Origin of the sequence: Streptomyces sp. NPDC044571 (assembly GCF_040647115.1) — a bacterium.
Classification (GTDB): Bacteria; Actinomycetota; Actinomycetes; order Streptomycetales; family Streptomycetaceae; genus Streptomyces.
This window is the reverse complement of record NZ_JBEZBN010000006.1, coordinates 1-15,427: the sequence shown is the minus strand read 5'-3', so window position 1 is coordinate 15,427 and position 15,427 is coordinate 1. Positions and strand designations below refer to the sequence as shown.

The window sequence follows — 15,427 nt, the reverse complement described above, 5'->3', positions numbered from 1 at the left end:
GGTCACGAACCGCGCAAGATCCCCGGCAGCGAACCGTACGAGGTCCCCGTCGGCGACCCTGGCAGGGTCCCCCGTTTCAGCGGACCTTCGGAGCCCTGGGCAGGTTGCCGTGCAGGGAGTTTCCGGCGCCCGTGAGGGAGGAGTCGGTGGCCTTGGTGGCGGCGCCGGCGGCGGAGGCGGTGACGGCGACGGCCGTCTTGGCGTCGTTGACGGCCGACCCGGGGTGATCGGCGATCTCGCCGACGCGGTGGGCGAGCGGCGTGAGGGCGGTGTGGTCGTCGGCGTGGGCGGCGACGGGAGTCAGGACGAGGGCGGCGCCACCGGAGAGCACGAGGGCGGCAAGGCTGCGCTTCATGGCGTTCTTGGCGTTCATGCCGTGCAGAACGACCCGCCCGACCCCCGGTCACCGCGCGCCCCCACTTTGGGGTGACTCCGGGGGACGGGCGGACGGCCGGACCGGATCAGTCCTCGATCAGTCCTCGACCACCAGGGCCGGGGTGGCCTTGGTCAGGATCTCGCCGCGGAAGAAGGCGGGGCTGCGGCGGGCGGTGACCAGCATGATCACCAGGCCGAGGACGAGCAGGCCGACGCCGATGACGAAGACGCTGCCCACGCCGAGTCCGGGGATGGTGGAACCGGATCCGTAGGCCGGGTCCCAGGCGTCGTAGAGGGTTTTGCCGAAGACCGCCGCGAGCAGCAGGCCGCCCAGCACCGGGAAGACACCCTTGAACAGCAGGTCCCGGGCCGAGCGGCGCAGGTCTCCGCGGAAGTACCAGGCGCAGGCGAAGGCCGTCAGCGAGTAGTAGAAGCAGATCATCAGGCCGAGCGCGAAGATCGTGTCGGTCAGGACGTTCTCGCTGACCAGCGTCATCACCGTGTAGAAGAGACCGGTGGCGACGCCCGCCATGACCGTGGCGCGGCCGGGGGTCTTGAAGCGCGGGTGGACCTTGGCGTAGGAGGCCGGCAGGGCCTCGTACGTGGCCATGGCCAGCACCGTACGGGCGACCGGGATGAAGGTGGTCTGCAGGGAGGCGGCCGCCGAGGCGAGGACCGCGACGAAGAGCAGGATGCCGAGCGCGGGGCCCATGACCGGGCCGGCGAGGGCGGCGAAGACGTTGCCGGAGGTCTCCGGGTTGCCGAGGCCGAGGCCCTTGTCGCCGGAGCCGACGGCCATCTGGGCGGCGACGCCGGTGGCCAGGTACGAGCCGACCAGCACCACCATCGCGATGAGCGAGGCGCGGCCCGGGGTCTTGGCCGAGCCGATGGTCTCCTCGTTGGCGGTGAGGCAGGTGTCCCAGCCCCAGTACATGAAGATCGAGAGGGAGAGCCCGGCGGTGAAGGCCGCCATGGACCCGACCGCGAAGGGGTTCATCCACTGCCAGGAGAAGTCGAGGCCGGTGTCGAAGGTGCCGGCGGAGGCCTTCTGGACGGCCATCGCCACGAAGACGGCCAGGACGGCGAGCTGGAGGCCGACCAGGGTGTACTGGACCCCCTTGGTGGCCGTCATGCCGCGGTAGCTGATGGCGGTGGCGACGGCGATCAGGGTCAGGCAGGTGGCGATGTGGACGAGCTTGTTGTCGTCCAGGGCGGCGACCGACGGATTGCCCGTGATCTCGCCGGCCAGCAGCCAGAAGTAGGAGGTCGCGACGCCGGCCAGGTTGGACAGCACGATGATCGTGGCGACCACCAGGCCCCAGCCGCACATCCAGCCGATCCGCGGGCCGAAGGCCTTGACGGTCCAGGTGAAGGAGGTGCCGCAGTCGGGCATCGCCTTGTTGAGCTCGCGGTAGGCGAAGGCGACGAGCAGCATCGGCAGGAAGCCCGCGAGGAAGACCGCCGGCATCTGGACGCCGACCTCGCCGGCGGTGGAGCCGAGGGTGGAGGTCAGGCAGTACACGGGGGCGACGGTGGAGATGCCGATGACGGCACTTCCGACCAGTCCCACGGATCCCTTGCCGAGGCCCTTGCCGCGTACGCCGCCCTCGGCGCCGCTCTCGGGGCTGCCGCTCATCGTGTCCGAGGCCTCGGGCCGCACGTCCAGCTGTGTCATGAGTAAGGACGGTAGAGGGTGCGTTTTCCATATCTGGAGGCCTTGACTCCGCAAGTCGGCCCACCGGAAGCCCTTCAAATCAACCGGCAAGCCACCCTCTTCGGCATGCAATACAAGGTTCACCCAATCAACCATCCCCATCATGACAGGACGCGGACATGGCGTTCCGGAATGCGGAAACCGCAGCCATGTCCGTTTTGGGCGTTTCCAAAGTTTCCCGTGTGACTTTCACGAGCCCCGCCTCTAGAGTCACCGCCGATCAAGGTCATTTACCGGGGGGACGCCGAACCCATGCGCATCACGCCTTCGCTCGCCACCGCCACGGCCGTCACGGCCCTTTTCGCACTCACGGCCTGCGGAAGCGGCGACGGCTCCAACAGGGAGGCCGCCGCCATCGTGGGCGGCGGCGTCGGCGGCGTCGGTGCGGGTAGCGCGGGCGGGGAGGGCAGCGGCGTCGCGCCGAAGGACGGAACCCGCCTCCAGCAGCTGCCCAAGGCGGGCAGCATGGCCGCGGCCGCCCGCTTCGTCGGCGGATACACGCGCTGCTCCTCGATCTCGGTCGGCCCCGACAACTACGAGTACTTCGAAGAGGACCAGAAGTACGACGCCTCGTGGTCGGTCACCGAACGCGGCTCCTGCGGCAAGGGCACCCGCATCTTCAAGTTCAAGGACGCCAAGACCTTCCAGGCCGCGTACAAGGCCCAGCTCGACCGGGAACTGAAGGAGAGCCCCAACCGCGGCCTGAAGGGCGGCTTCCTCGTCGGCCAGGACTTCGCCGTCATCGCCACCAGCAGCTCGGCCGTCTCCTCCCTGGCCAAGCCGGGCGGGCTCCTCATCCTGAACTGCCACCCCAAGTTCACCGCACCCAGCGGATACGTGAAGGAGCTCGCCCAGGTGAAGGGCTGCGTCCTCACCGACTACGTGAACGACAACTGATCGTCACCTGGTCACCTCCCTCACCTCAGCCCGCCCACACGATCGACTGGATCTCGCTGTACGCGTGCAGCGCGTACGAGCCCACGTCCCGGCCGACCCCCGACCGCTTGAAGCCCCCGAACGGCGCCTCCATGTTCCGCCCGATGGTGTTGACGCCGACCCCGCCCGCCCGCAGCCGCCGCGCCACCCGGAAGGCGCGGGCGGCGTCCCCGGACCACACGTAGCTCAGCAGACCGAAGTCGCTGTCGTTGGCCAGCGCCACCGCCTCGTCCTCACCCCCGTCCGCACCCCCGTCGAAGGGGACGACCACGACCACCGGCCCGAAGATCTCCTCCCGGACCACCCGCATGTCGTTCGTGCAGTCCACCAGCAGGGTCGGCGCGACGTAGAAGCCGCGGCCCTCCCCCACCACCGGCCGCTCGCCGCCGTACGCGATCCGGGCGCCCTCCTTGCGGCCGAGCTCGATGTACGACTCCACCCGGTCGCGGTGTGCCGCCGAGATCACCGGGCCGACCACCGTGCCCGCCGCCGCCGGGTCCCCGACCTTCATGAAGGCCAGGTAGCCGGTCAGCTTCGCCACCAGCTGCTCGTACACGGACCGCTGCACGATCACCCGGGTCGGTGCGGTGCAGATCTGGCCGCTGTAGAAGGAGAAGGTGGTGCCGATCCCGAGCACGGCGGCGTCCAGGTCGGCGTCCTCGAAGACGATCGCCGCGCCCTTGCCGCCGAGCTCCATCAGCTGCCGCTTCATCGACCGGCCGCAGACCTCGGCGATCCGCTGCCCGACCGCCGTCGACCCGGTGAACGACACCATGTCCACGTGGGGGGAGTCGACGGCCGCCTCGCCCACCTCGACCGACTGCCCGTTCACCACGTTCACCACGCCCGGCGGTACGCCCGCCTCGTCGAGCGCCTGCGCCATCTTGAACACCGACAGCGGGTCCTGCGGGGCCGGCTTGACCACCACTGTGTTGCCCATGGCCAGGGCCGGGGCCACCTTGCCCGCCGGGTTCGCCCAGGGGTTGTTGTACGAGGTGATGCAGGTGACCACCCCGACGGGCTGGCGCACCTCCAGCGCGCCCAGGATGCCCGCCCTCCCCATCGGGCCGGCCTCGGTGACCTGCGGCGGCAGCCCCCGCTCCACCGGCTCCAGGGCGCCCTTCGCGTACCGCCGGAAGCGGGCCACCCCGACCGCGACCTGCATCCCGCGCGCGATGCCGGTCGGCGCGCCCGTCTCCGCCCGGGCCAGCTCCGTCCACGGCTCGAACTCCCGCTGCATGATGTCCGCGGCGCGGTCCAGGATCGCCGCCCGCTCCTCGGGCCGGGTACGGGACCAGGCCTCGAAGGCCGCGGCCGCGGCGCGCGCCGCCTCCTCGACCTGGCCGCGCGAGGCCTCCGGAGCAAGGCCCACCACCGACTCGTCCGCCGGGTTGACCACCTCGTAGTGGCCGCCGTCCGGCTCGACCCACTCCCCGCCCACGTACAGCTTCCGGGGCCCGTCGGTCATCGGGTGCTCACCGTCCTCGTGTCCCGGCCCGACCGGAGCACGATCCCCGGCACGGCGCCCGTCACCTCGTCGTCGCGGATGGTCTCCACGCCGTTGACCCGTACGGACACGATCCCGATCGCCCGGGCGTCCAGCCGCGGGCTGTCCCCGGGCAGGTCGTGCACGAGCGTCGCCGGGCCGGCCTCGATCCGCTCCGGGTCGAACAGCACCAGGTCCGCGTGGAAGCCCTCGGCGATCCGGCCGCGCTCGCGCAGCCCGAACAGCTGCGCCGGCTCGTCGGTGAGCATCCCTACCGCCTGCTCCAGCGGCACCAGCTTGCGGCCGCGCAGGCAGTCCCCCAGGAACCGGGTCGTGTACGGGGCGCCGCACATGCGGTCCAGGTGGGCGCCCGCGTCGGAGCCGCCCAGCATGACGTCCTCGTGCTGCCAGGTCTCGGCGCGCAGCGCCCAGCTCGCCGGGTCGTTGTCGGTCGGCATCGGCCAGAGCACCGTGCGCAGGTCGTCGTTGGCGCAGATCTCCACCAGGCAGTGGAAGGGGTCCTGGCCGCGCTCGGCCGCGATGTCGTTGACGACCCGGCCGGAGAGGCCCTCGTTCTCCTTGCTGTACGTGTCGCCGATGACGTAGCGGCCGAAGTTGGCCAGGCGACGGAAGACGCCGGCCTCCTTGCTGTCGGCGCGGCGCAGCATCTCGGCCCGGACGGCCGGGTCGCGGAGTGTGGCGATGCGCTGCGGCACGGGCAGGCCCAGGATCTCGCCCCAGCCGGGGATCAGGTTCAGGGCGCAGAAGGTGCCGAGCGACATGTTCATGGGGGTGAGGATCGGCATCGTGAGGGCGACGATCCGGCCGCCTGCCTTGCGGGCCCGTTCGCTCGGGATCAGCTGGCGCGGCACGCGCTCCGGGACGGCGGCGTCGATGGTGAGGACGTTCCAGTTCAGGGGGCGTCCTGCGGCCGCGCTCATGTCGACGAAGAGGTCGATCTCCTCGTCCGAGAACTGGTCGAGGCAGCCCGCGACGATCGCTTCGAGCTGGGTTCCCTCGTGCTCGGCGACCGCACGGGACAGGGCGAGGAGCTCGGCGGGTTGGGCGTGCCTGGAGGCGACGGGTGCGCCGGAGCCGTCGGAGTGGGTGGAGGACTGGGTGGTGGACAGGCCCCAGGCGCCGGCGTCCATGGCCTCGTGGAAGAGCGCGAGCATCTCCTCCATCTGGGCGGGGGTGGGCTGCCCGCCGACGGCGTCGGCGCCCATCACGTACCGGCGCAGGGCGCAGTGTCCGACCATGAAGCCGGCGTTGACGGCGATCCGCCCTTCCAGGGCGTCGAGGTACTCGCCGAAGGTGGACCAGCTCCAGTCGACGCCTTCTTCGAGGGCCCGCAGGGCCATGCCCTCGACCTTGCTCATCATGCGGCGCGTGTAGTCGGCGTCCTCGGGGCGGTCGGGGTGGAGCGGGGCGAGGGTGAAGCCGCAGTTGCCGCCGGCGACGGTGGTGACGCCGTGGTTCATGGAGGGGGTCGCGTACGGGTCCCAGAACAGCTGGGCGTCGTAGTGGGTGTGCGGGTCGACGAACCCGGGGCACAGGACGAGCCCGTTCGCGTCCTCACTCGTGCGGGCCTCTTCGGTGACCGTCCCCGGCTCGGCGATGACGGCGATGCGGCCGTCCCGTATGCCGACGTCGGCGACGCGGGCGGGCGAGCCCGTCCCGTCGACGACGGTCGCTGCGCGAATGAGGTGGTCGAGCATGACGGATCTTCCCTCCGGTTTGCCGGTGTACGACTGCGTCGAGCTGGGCGGCCGCCCCGTACGCAGGGCGGCCGGAGCGCGTACGGCAGGCCGCTGCCCTGCGCGCTCCGGCCGACACCGCCGGGGCCGGGCCCCGTTCCGGGCGGCGGTCCGGGAAGACGCCGCCCCGTCGGTTGACCGTCCGGCGCCGTGCTAGACGGACTGGCGGAAGCGCGTGGTGCGGTGCACCGGGTCGGTGTCGATCTTCGGGATCACGTGCTCGCCGATGAGCTTGATGGTGGTCATCGTGTCCTCGTACGAGACCCCGGTCGGCAGGCCGAAGGAGAGCTGGTCGGCTCCGGCCTGCTCCCAGCGCTTGCACTGGGCGAGGACCTCCGACGGGTCGCCGCAGATCAGCAGCTCCTCGGCGATCAGCAGCTCGATGATCTCGGCGTTGTACTCGGGGAGGGTCTCGGGCCACTGCGGGATGGCCTCGGGCCGCGGGAAGGTGTCGTGGTAGCGGAAGACCAGCGACTGGAAGCGGTTCATGTTGGCGTTGACCGCGATCTCGACAGCCTTGTCGTGGGTCTCGGCGCAGATCGCGGTCGAGGTGACCATGACGTTGTCGTTGACGAAGGCGCCGATGGCCTTGGCCTCCTGGATGGCGGTCTTGTACTGCTCCAGCACCCACTCCATGTCGGAGACCTTCTGGACGCTGAAGCCGAGGACGCCGAGGCCCTTCTTCGCCGCCATGGCGTACGAGGAGGGGGAGCCGGCCGCGTACCACATGGCCGGGTGGGCCTTGCCGTACGGCTTGGGGAAGACCTTGCGCGGGGGCAGCGACCAGTGCTTGCCCTGGAACCCCTCGTATTCCTCCTGGAGGAACATCTTGGGGAACTCGGCGATGGTCTCCTCCCAGATCTCCTTGGTGTGGTTCATGTCCGTGATGCCGGGGAGGAATCCGAGGATCTCGTGGCTGCCCGCGCCGCGGCCGGTGCCGAACTCGAAGCGGCCCTTGGAGAGGTGGTCGAGCATGGCGACCTTCTCGGCCACCTTGACCGGGTGGTTCACCGGGGCGAGGGGGTTGAAGATGCCGGAGCCGAGGTGGATGCGCTCGGTCGCGTGGGCGAGGTAGGCGAGGAAGACCTCGTTCGCCGACAGGTGCGAGTACTCCTCCAGGAAGTGGTGCTCGGAGGCCCAGGCGTACTTGAAGCCGGACTTGTCGGCCTGGATGACGTACTCGGTCTCCTCGATCAGCGCCTTGTGCTCTGCCTCGGGGTCGACCTTGGACCGCGCCTCAGGCACGTATCCCTGCACGAAGAGCCCGAATTCCAAGGGGGTTCACCGTCCTTCGTTTTCTGACGTTACGTCAGATCAGATGTGCCGACTGTTCCACCGGGGAGGCCGGAGCGTCAATACCTGACGCTCCATCAGATATCGTCAGAGGATGCTGACCCCGGCCATCCAGCCGCCGTCGATGACGAACGGCTGACCGGTGATGTACGAGGAGTCCTCGCTGCTCAGGAAGAGGGCGAGCCGCGCGATCTCCTCGGGCCGGCCCACCCGGCCCATCGGCACGACCCGCCGGTAGAGCTCCGCCATCGCCTCCCGGGCCTCGTCGCTCAGGTCGGCCGGGTCCAGCAGGCCCGGATTGGCCATCGGAGTGTCCACCGCGCCCGGGCACATCGCGTTGACCCGGATGTTCTTCGCGGCGAGCTCCAGCGCGGCCACCCGGGTCAGGCCCACGATCGCCGCCTTCGTCGCGGCGTACGAGCCGACGTACGCCATGCCCGTCAGACCCGTGTACGAGGAGGTGTTGACGATGGTGCCGCCGCCGGCCGCCTCGATCTCGGGGGCGACGGTCTTGATGCCGAGGAAGGCGCCGACCTGGTTGACCTGCACCACCTGCTGGAACTCCTCCAGCGGGGTCGAGACCAGCTCGTTGAACCGCAGGATGCCGGCGTTGTTGACCAGGCCGTCGACCCGGCCGAAGGCCTCCTTGGCCGCGGCGACGGCCGCCGCCCAGTCCCCCTCCCGGCTCACGTCGAGCCGTACGTACCGGGCGCGCTCCTCGCCGATCTCCTTGGCGACGGCGGTGCCCTGCTCGTCCAGCACGTCTCCGAGCACCACCTGCGCGCCCTCGGCGGCGAAGAGGCGGGCCTCCTGTTCACCCTGGCCGCGCGCCGCACCCGTGACGATGACGACGCGCCCGTCCAGCTTGCCCATGCCGGTGCTCCTAGTCGTTGAGGAGGGGGGCCACCTCGGCCCCGAAAGCGGTGATCTGGTCGGTCAGTTCGGCCCGGTCCCGGCTGCGCAGGCGCACCTGGATCTGGTCCACGCCGAGCGCCGCGTACTCCCGCAGGGACTCGGCGAGCACCTCCGCCTTGCCGGTCAGGGTGCGGCGGCCGGTGTCCCAGCCGGGCTCGCCGACGTACAGCGCCTCGGTGATCGCCCCGAACTCGATCGGCTCGGCGATCCCGGCCGCCTCGCGCAGCTCCCTGATCCGGGCGATCCCGCCCGGGAGCCGGTCGCGCGGGTCGCCCTGCGGGAGCCAGCCGTCCCCGCGTACGGCCGCGCGGCGCAGGGCCGCGGGAGAGGAGCCGCCGACCCAGACGGGAATCCGCTCCTGGGCGGGCCGCGGCAGCTGGCCAAGGTCAGCGAAGGAGAACAGCTCGCCCTCGAAGCGCGGGAACTCCTCGGGGCCGAGGGCGGCGCGCAGGGCGTCGAGGGTCTCGTCGAGGACGGCGCCGCGGCGGGCGAAGTCCACCCCGAGGAGCTCGAACTCCTCCTGCACGTGTCCGGCGCCGACCCCGAGGATGAGGCGGCCGCCCGAGAGGTGGTCGACGGTGGCGTACTGCTTGGCGCTGAGCAGCGGATGGCGCAGGCCCAGGATCGCGACGTGGCTCAGCAGGCGCACCCGCCCGGTGATCCCGGCGAGGAAGGCGAGGGTGGCCACCGGGTCGTACCAGACGGTGCTCATGGCGCCGGCGAGGCGGCGCGGAATGGCCACGTGGTCGCAGGTGGCGAGGTAGTCGAAGCCGGCCCGGTCGGCGGCGCGCGCGACCTCGGCGAGGTCGGCGGCGGTGGCCCGGGCCTCCCAGGGCTCGGCGTACAGGGTGCTCTGCGACTGGATCGGGAGCTGCATCCCGTACGCCAGCCGGCCTTCCGCAAACACGCGCGCCATGCCGTCCCCGCCTCGTCCTCGTGTGCCGAACCGTCATGTCGGCGCCGGGGGGACATCGTCGTATCTGACGGTTCGTCAGGCAATAGGGGGGACAGGATCCGGCAGGCGCGGGCCGGGGCGGGGCTGGATCCCGGCAGGGGACGGGGCGGGGTCCGGCCAGGGCCGGGGCGGGGCGGTCAGAAACCCTGCGGGCCCATCACGATGACCGGCTTCGCCGCCGGGTCGAGGGTGGCCAGGATCTTCTTCATGGCCTCCTTCGGGATGCCGACACAGCCCCGCGAGGGCCCGTCGTGGTCCACGTGGAGCCAGATGTACCCGCCCTTGTCCCGGCCGTCCGGCTGCGTCGGGTCCAAGGGCGAGACCCCCGGCTTGCGGTTGAAGTCGATCGCGACGACATAGTCGAAGACCCCGTCCAGCGGCTCCCCGTTCACTCCGCTGCCCGAGGGGACGAAGGACTCGTCCTGGTCGTACGGGAGCTTCGTGCCCGGCGGCTTCGGCAGCAGGCCGCCCGCGTCGGTGAGTGCGAACACGCCCTGCGGGGAGGTCAGGTCGCCGTAGGTGCGCTTCGTCGACCAGCCCTTGGCCCCGTTGCGCGCGGGCCAGCTCTCCGCCCGGATCCAGTCCGCGCCGGCCGCCGGCCGGGTGTAGAGCGTCGCGGTGGACTCCGAGGAGTGCCTCGCCTTGCCGGCGACGAGGATGAGCTGGCGGGAGGCCGCGGGGATCCTGGCCCGGGTCCGGTCGCTGACACCGGGCAGCCCCTGCCGGGGCGCCCTGCGCGCCACGCGGGGCGGGGCCGCCTGCGGAGCCTGCGGGCGGGCGACGGCGGGCCGCGCCTTGGCGTCCGCGGCCGCGGAGGCGGAGGCGTCCTGGTGCTGGGCGGTGTACACCCACCCGGCACCGAAGGTCAGCAGACCGAGAGCTGCTGCTACAAGGGCCACGGGTCGCGACGCACGGGGGCAACGCGTGCCGTCAGGACGCGGGGCACGGGCGCGGACGCGGGCTCGGCGGGGCGTGCTCATCCCCCCGACCGTACACAGGCGATCTTCAGTTCCGTGGCAGGCGGATGCTGTCGGGCGCTGGGGTCGGCCCTTCGGGCAGGGGGAAGCGGACGCGGACCGTCAGTCCGCCCTCCGGACCCGGATTGGCCTCGGCCGCCAGCCGCGCGCCGTGCGCCCGCGCGATCGAGGCGACGATCGACAGCCCCAGACCGGCGCCCTCGCCCGCGGTGTGCCGCCGCTCGGCGCTGCGCCGGAACGGCTCCAGCAGCCGCGGCACATCGGCCGGATCGATCACCGGCCCGGTGTTCGACACCCTCAGCACCCCGTCGGCGGAGGTCGACAGCTCCAGCCGGCCGCCAGGGCGGTTGTGCCGCACGGCATTGGCCAGCAGGTTCCGCACCAGGTGGCCCAGGAGCGTCCCGTCCCCGGCCACGGTCAGCGGCGCGAGGCCCCGTACGACCGTCGGGTCCTGGGGCGGGCCTGCCGGGCCGGCGCCCGGTTCCGCCGCGGCAAGCTCCGTCGCGGCCAGGGCCGCCAGGTCCACCGGGCTGGTGTGCTCCAGACCCTCCTCCGAGACCGCGAGCAGCAGCAGCGACTCGATGAGGTGCTCGCTGGAGTCCGCGACCCCGATCAGGCGGGTGCGGATCCTGGCCACCTTCTCCGGCGGCGGGTCCCCGGCCAGCCCGATCTCGGCGGCGGCCCGCTGGACGGCGAGCGGGGTGCGCAGCTCGTGGGCGGCGTTGGCGGCGAACCGGCGCTGCGCGCCGACCAGGTTCTCCATCCGGTCGAGCATCCCATCGAAGGTGTCGGCCAGCCGCTTGAGCTCGCCGGGCGGGGCCTTCAGGCCGATCCGCTCGTGCAGGTTCGCGCCGGACAGGCGGCGTGCGGTCTCGGTGATCACGCCGACGGGGCGCAGGACGCGGCCCGCCATCCACCAGGCCAGCCAGATCGAGAGGACGGCGAGGGCGATGAGGGAGACGGTGAGCAGCTCGTGGAGGGTGGCCTGTTCGACGGCGGTGGACAGGGGGCATCCGGTGTACGGGCGCCCCTCCCTCTCCCGTCGACGCCCGACGGGAGAGGGAGGGGGCCCGGCGCGGGCACGGCTGGTCCGTCAGAGCTTGTGCACTCCGCGCCAGGTCCATCCCGCCCCGGTGACCGTGTCGCGCAGGGGGTTCTTCATGTCCCGGGTGTCCAGGCTGAAGGTCTCGACCTTGTGCCGGCGGCCGTCGGGCCCCTTCTCGTACGTCCACTCCTTGTGGACCGAGCGCATCGGCCCCCGGCCGCGCTCGCGTCCCACGGTCAGCCCGGGCGGGTTCCCGGCCCGGGTCACCGACCACTGCTCGTCCATGGCGCGCACCACGCGCTCCCCGGGGAGCAGGCGCATCCAGATCTTGAGGGTGCGCTCCACCTGGCGGCGGGACACGCCGCTGCCCCAGGCGGGCTCCAGGATCCGCCACTCCGCCAGCAGGTCCGACCCGGCCGGGCCGGCGTCGCGCACGCCGAACGGCACGCCCGTGCCGTTCAGCGCGAGCAGCGCGGTCCGGAGCTCCATGGTGGGAAGCGGCGTGACGCCGCTGTCGGGGTACCGGGTACCCATGTACTTGTCCCAGAGGCGGCCCATCGCTAGACCTCCTCCCCGCCCACCTGTTGGCCCTGACCGCAGTCCGTCGGCACGTTGCGCCTCCCCCGTCGTCGAACGCCGATCATATGACCGCTCGACGGCCTTCACCCCCTCCCCACGCCGCCCTCACGCCACCTGGCCGCACCGAACTGCCCTTCTCATCGGGTCACATGGGGCACCGCGGGCCTCCTGAGGCGACGTGAGGTGCGGCGGGCCGGCCGGGGCCGGGAGGTGCCCGTCCCGCGGGATCCCCTCCAACCCCTCCCCGTCGTACGCTGATCTGATGAGAACTCCACGTCAGGCTGCGCGCATCGTCATCCTGTCCCCCGCCGGATCCGTGTTCCTCTTCCGCGAGAACAACGTCGAGGTGGGCATCCACTGGCTGCCGCCCGGCGGGGGGATCGATCCCGGGGAGACCCCCGAGGAGTGCGTGCGGCGGGAACTGCGCGAGGAGACCGGGTGGACCGACCTGGAGCCGCAGCGGCTCCTGTGCACCTGGGAGCACGACTTCACGCACCAGGGCATCCCGGTCCGCCAGCACGAGCACATCTACGTCACCACCGGACCCCACCGCGACCCGGTCCCGGAATCCCCCGACGCGCACTGGCGCTGGCTGACGCCCCGGGACCTGGCAGGGCTCGGCGAGCCCCTGTGGCCTCCGCGGCTCGCGGACCTGCTGGCCGACTCCCTGGCCGAGCCCGTCCACCTCGGCCTGGTGGCCAACGGCAACTAGGACAGGAACCGACCTGGTCGGCCGCCTACGGTTCTCGCAGCCGAGCACGGACGACGAAGAGGAGCGGCAACATGCTGCGAGGTCTGACCACCGTCAGTTTCTGGGCCGACGACCTGACTGCGGCCAAGGCCCGGTACGCCGGGATTCGCACGCCCGGGACCGAAGACCCCGCCGGTCAGGGGTGCTGACCGCGGCTCACCGCCGGTTGCCGGCGGCCGCTCCCGGCGAGGCCGCCGTCGCCTTCGCGTAGAGCGCGGCCGCGTACTCGCCCAGGATGGTGCTGGTCGAGACGTCGTCCGTGTCGCCGCCCGTCAGGATGCCGATGACCTTCCCGTCGCGGGCCAGCCAGGCGCTGCCACTGGTGCCGCCGGGGAAGTCGGCGCAGTCGAAGCGCTGCTCCGTCGGTGTCTCGCGGACCGCCACCGCCGTGCAGGTCCGGGAGACCTTGCGGTCGGCCGGGTAGCCGGTGACGGTGATCTCCTCGTCCGAGCGGCCGGTGGTGTCGAGGACGGCCGCGCCCGTCACGTCCTCGATGGAGCGGCCGGTGGCGTCCGGGGCGAGCCGGGCGAAGGCGAGGTCGTAGTCGTCGTCCGTGTCGTCGGACCAGCGGGGGTCCTCGAAGACCTCCTCGACCTTCCAGGACCCGTACGGGGCCGCTCCGTTCGCGTACGCGGGTGCGAAGACCGCGCCGCCGTCGCCGGACTTTCCGGCGAGCAGGCAGTGCCCGGCGGTGACGATGAGGTTGCGGCCCGGGCTGTGCACCACGGTCGCCGTACAGAAGTGGTCGCCCTGCACACTGCCCGAGAACAGGGCACCGGTGAAGGCCGCGGGGCTGCCCGCCCTGGGCGTGCCCGTGGCCGACAGCTGCGGTTGCTTTGCCGCTTGCGATCGTGATGACGGGCTCGGGGAGGCGGTCGCGGGAGCGGCTGCTTTGGTGCGCGCCTCCGGCCGGCCCTCGGCGGCCGGCACCACCTTCGTCATGACAGCGGACGCGCCCAGCGCCGCCACCGCGCACAACACCCCGGTCACCACGGTCCGCTTGTCCACCACAGTCGCCCCTCCAGCTTTGCTCTGGCGAAGCATGCCCTGGCGTCCCGTCGGCCGCAAGGGGCGGGTGGGCCGAAGCCCGGCCCCCGGCCTACGCCCCCGCCCAGAGGCCGTCCGCCGTCAGCCCCAGCAGGTCGATGGCGTTGCCGCGCACGATGCGCTCCACCACGTCCGGGGCCAGGTGGCCCATCTGGGCCTCGCCCACCTCGCGGGACTTCGGCCAGGTGGAGTCCGAGTGGGGGTAGTCCGTCTCGTACAGCACGTTGGCCACGCCGATCGCGTCCAGGTTCCTCAGTCCGAACGCGTCGTCGAAGAAGCAGCCGAAGACATGCTCCGCGAAGAGTTCCGACGGCGGGCGCAGTACCTTCTCCGCGACGCCGCCCCAGCCGCGGTTCTCCTCCCACACCACGTTCGCGCGTTCCAGGATGTAGGGGATCCAGCCGATCTGGCCCTCCGCGTACATGATCCTCAGGTTGGGGAAGCGTTCGAACTTCCCGCTCATCAGCCAGTCGACCATCGAGAAGCAGCAGTTGGCGAAGGTGATGGTGGATCCGACCGCGGGCGGGGCGTCCGCCGAGGTCGACGGCATCCTCGACGAGGAGCCGATGTGCATGGCGATGACCGTGCCGGTCTCGTTGCACGCCTCCAGGAAGGGGTCCCACGCGTCGGTGTGGATGGAGGGCAGTCCCAGGTGGGGCGGTATCTCGGAGAACGCGACCGCACGTACGCCGCGCGCCGCGTTGCGGCGGACCTCGGCGGCGGCCAGGCGGGCGTCCCACAGCGGGATCAGGGTGAGCGGGATGAGCCGGCCCTGCGCCTCGGGGCCGCACCACTCCTCCACCATCCAGTCGTTGTACGCCCGGACGCCGAGCAGCCCGAGTTCGCGGTCCTTGGCTTCGGTGAAGGTCTGGCCGCAGAAGCGGGGGAACGTCGGGAAGCAGAGCGCCGACTGGACGTGGTTGACGTCCATGTCCGCGAGGCGGTCGGGAACCGAGAAGGAGCCCGGGCGCATCTGTTCGTACGTGATCACCTCAAGCCGGATCTCGTCGCGGTCGTAGCCGACGGCCGTGTCGAGGCGGGTCAGCGGCCGGTGCAGGTCCTCGTACACCCACCAGTCGCCGATCGGCCCGTCGTCGCCCTTGGCGCCCATCACGGGGGCGAACTTGCCGCCGAGGAAGGTCATTTCCTTCAGGGGGGCGCGGACGATCCGGGGGCCGGAGTCGCGGTATCTCGACGGGAGCCGGTCCCGCCAGACGTGAGGGGGCTCCACCGTGTGGTCGTCCACCGAGATGATCTTCGGGAAGGTCTCCATGCCTCCCACGGTAGCGTTGATCTGACGAACCGTCAGCTAGTTCGGAGGCGATCGGTCCGACACGGGCTGACGGGTACGAGCAAGACAGGGCAGACTGGCCCTTACACCGACGGAAGGCAGGGGGGACGACAGATGGACGGCATACCGGCCATCCCGCACCAGCGGAACCACCCCGAGACAGCCCGACGCCGCCGCGCCGCCGCGCCGAGCACGCCTCCCGGGCCCCACCCCGCCCCCGCCGCGCAGCAGCGGAACCAGGACGGCTACACCGATCGGGAGCAGTAGGCAGAGGAAGAGTGCCAGACGGCCCCGGCGAGTGAGCCG

Annotated in this window: 15 protein-coding genes; 3 read left to right on the top strand and 12 right to left on the bottom strand. The window is 71.6% G+C overall.

What is annotated here, in order from left to right; genetic code table 11:
- Positions 1 to 76: 76 nt before the first annotated feature.
- Positions 77 to 373 carry a hypothetical protein gene (locus tag AB0B01_RS04705; RefSeq protein ID WP_361712885.1) on the bottom strand — a complete coding sequence of 99 codons (297 nt, stop codon included), beginning with the start codon at positions 371 to 373 and terminating at the stop codon, positions 77 to 79.
- 99 nt (positions 374 to 472) lie between these two features.
- The gene (locus tag AB0B01_RS04700; protein WP_361712883.1) at positions 473 to 2,050 is read right to left on the bottom strand and encodes an APC family permease; all 1,578 of its coding nucleotides are present in this window, start codon (positions 2,048 to 2,050) and stop codon (positions 473 to 475) included.
- Between the two features lie 291 nt (positions 2,051 to 2,341).
- On the opposite strand from AB0B01_RS04700, the gene AB0B01_RS04695 reads away from it, so the two are divergent.
- Positions 2,342 to 2,986, top strand: coding sequence for a hypothetical protein (locus AB0B01_RS04695; RefSeq protein ID WP_361712881.1), 645 nt, complete (start codon positions 2,342 to 2,344; stop codon positions 2,984 to 2,986).
- Between the two features lie 25 nt (positions 2,987 to 3,011).
- On the opposite strand, the gene AB0B01_RS04690 is transcribed toward AB0B01_RS04695, so the two are convergent.
- From AB0B01_RS04690 to AB0B01_RS04655, 8 genes are all read right to left on the bottom strand, one after another.
- Complete coding sequence (locus tag AB0B01_RS04690; RefSeq protein WP_361712879.1) at positions 3,012 to 4,493, bottom strand: aldehyde dehydrogenase family protein; 1,482 nt, start codon at positions 4,491 to 4,493, stop codon at positions 3,012 to 3,014.
- Positions 4,490 to 6,229 (bottom strand): D-aminoacylase, encoded by a 1,740-nt coding sequence (locus AB0B01_RS04685; protein ID WP_361712877.1) that lies wholly within the window; start codon positions 6,227 to 6,229, stop codon positions 4,490 to 4,492. Before AB0B01_RS04685 ends, AB0B01_RS04690 begins: the two co-directional genes overlap by 4 nt.
- A gap of 192 nt (positions 6,230 to 6,421) precedes the next feature.
- Positions 6,422 to 7,543: an LLM class flavin-dependent oxidoreductase gene (locus AB0B01_RS04680; protein WP_361712875.1), complete on the bottom strand. Its 1,122-nt coding sequence runs from the start codon at positions 7,541 to 7,543 to the stop codon at positions 6,422 to 6,424.
- 105 nt (positions 7,544 to 7,648) lie between these two features.
- Positions 7,649 to 8,434: a glucose 1-dehydrogenase gene (locus AB0B01_RS04675; protein ID WP_361712873.1), complete on the bottom strand. Its 786-nt coding sequence runs from the start codon at positions 8,432 to 8,434 to the stop codon at positions 7,649 to 7,651.
- A 10-nt stretch (positions 8,435 to 8,444) separates the two neighbouring features.
- On the bottom strand, positions 8,445 to 9,392 hold the full coding sequence (locus AB0B01_RS04670; RefSeq protein WP_361712871.1) for an LLM class F420-dependent oxidoreductase: 948 nt from the start codon (positions 9,390 to 9,392) through the stop codon (positions 8,445 to 8,447).
- Between the two features lie 176 nt (positions 9,393 to 9,568).
- Positions 9,569 to 10,330, bottom strand: coding sequence for a L,D-transpeptidase family protein (locus AB0B01_RS04665; RefSeq protein ID WP_361712869.1), 762 nt, complete (start codon positions 10,328 to 10,330; stop codon positions 9,569 to 9,571).
- Between the two features lie 106 nt (positions 10,331 to 10,436).
- Complete coding sequence (locus AB0B01_RS04660) at positions 10,437 to 11,321, bottom strand: HAMP domain-containing sensor histidine kinase (protein ID WP_361712867.1); 885 nt, start codon at positions 11,319 to 11,321, stop codon at positions 10,437 to 10,439.
- A gap of 180 nt (positions 11,322 to 11,501) precedes the next feature.
- Positions 11,502 to 12,011 carry a hypothetical protein gene (locus AB0B01_RS04655; protein WP_361712865.1) on the bottom strand — a complete coding sequence of 170 codons (510 nt, stop codon included), beginning with the start codon at positions 12,009 to 12,011 and terminating at the stop codon, positions 11,502 to 11,504.
- Between the two features lie 283 nt (positions 12,012 to 12,294).
- Between AB0B01_RS04655 and AB0B01_RS04650 the strand changes: the two genes are divergently transcribed.
- On the top strand, positions 12,295 to 12,744 hold the full coding sequence (locus AB0B01_RS04650) for an NUDIX domain-containing protein (RefSeq protein WP_361712863.1): 450 nt from the start codon (positions 12,295 to 12,297) through the stop codon (positions 12,742 to 12,744).
- Between the two features lie 195 nt (positions 12,745 to 12,939).
- Here the strand turns inward: AB0B01_RS04650 and AB0B01_RS04645 are convergent, their stop codons facing one another.
- Together AB0B01_RS04645 and AB0B01_RS04640 are read right to left on the bottom strand one after the other, a co-directional pair.
- Complete coding sequence (locus AB0B01_RS04645) at positions 12,940 to 13,791, bottom strand: trypsin-like serine protease (RefSeq protein WP_361712861.1); 852 nt, start codon at positions 13,789 to 13,791, stop codon at positions 12,940 to 12,942.
- A gap of 91 nt (positions 13,792 to 13,882) precedes the next feature.
- Positions 13,883 to 15,103: an amidohydrolase family protein gene (locus tag AB0B01_RS04640; protein ID WP_361712859.1), complete on the bottom strand. Its 1,221-nt coding sequence runs from the start codon at positions 15,101 to 15,103 to the stop codon at positions 13,883 to 13,885.
- Between the two features lie 132 nt (positions 15,104 to 15,235).
- Between AB0B01_RS04640 and AB0B01_RS04635 the strand changes: the two genes are divergently transcribed.
- Positions 15,236 to 15,388 (top strand): hypothetical protein, encoded by a 153-nt coding sequence (locus AB0B01_RS04635; protein ID WP_361712857.1) that lies wholly within the window; start codon positions 15,236 to 15,238, stop codon positions 15,386 to 15,388.
- Positions 15,389 to 15,427: the final 39 nt, after the last annotated feature.

Coding starts and splice junctions, on each gene's coding strand:
- AB0B01_RS04705 (WP_361712885.1), bottom strand. CDS start 373: ATGAACGCCAAGAACGCCATGAAGCGCAGCCTTGCCGCCCTCGTGCTC.
- AB0B01_RS04700 (WP_361712883.1), bottom strand. CDS start 2,050: ATGACACAGCTGGACGTGCGGCCCGAGGCCTCGGACACGATGAGCGGC.
- AB0B01_RS04695 (WP_361712881.1), top strand. CDS start 2,342: ATGCGCATCACGCCTTCGCTCGCCACCGCCACGGCCGTCACGGCCCTT.
- AB0B01_RS04690 (WP_361712879.1), bottom strand. CDS start 4,493: ATGACCGACGGGCCCCGGAAGCTGTACGTGGGCGGGGAGTGGGTCGAG.
- AB0B01_RS04685 (WP_361712877.1), bottom strand. CDS start 6,229: ATGCTCGACCACCTCATTCGCGCAGCGACCGTCGTCGACGGGACGGGC.
- AB0B01_RS04675 (WP_361712873.1), bottom strand. CDS start 8,434: ATGGGCAAGCTGGACGGGCGCGTCGTCATCGTCACGGGTGCGGCGCGC.
- AB0B01_RS04670 (WP_361712871.1), bottom strand. CDS start 9,392: ATGGCGCGCGTGTTTGCGGAAGGCCGGCTGGCGTACGGGATGCAGCTC.
- AB0B01_RS04660 (WP_361712867.1), bottom strand. CDS start 11,321: ATGGCGGGCCGCGTCCTGCGCCCCGTCGGCGTGATCACCGAGACCGCA.
- AB0B01_RS04655 (WP_361712865.1), bottom strand. CDS start 12,011: ATGGGCCGCCTCTGGGACAAGTACATGGGTACCCGGTACCCCGACAGC.
- AB0B01_RS04650 (WP_361712863.1), top strand. CDS start 12,295: ATGAGAACTCCACGTCAGGCTGCGCGCATCGTCATCCTGTCCCCCGCC.
- AB0B01_RS04640 (WP_361712859.1), bottom strand. CDS start 15,103: ATGGAGACCTTCCCGAAGATCATCTCGGTGGACGACCACACGGTGGAG.
- AB0B01_RS04635 (WP_361712857.1), top strand. CDS start 15,236: ATGGACGGCATACCGGCCATCCCGCACCAGCGGAACCACCCCGAGACA.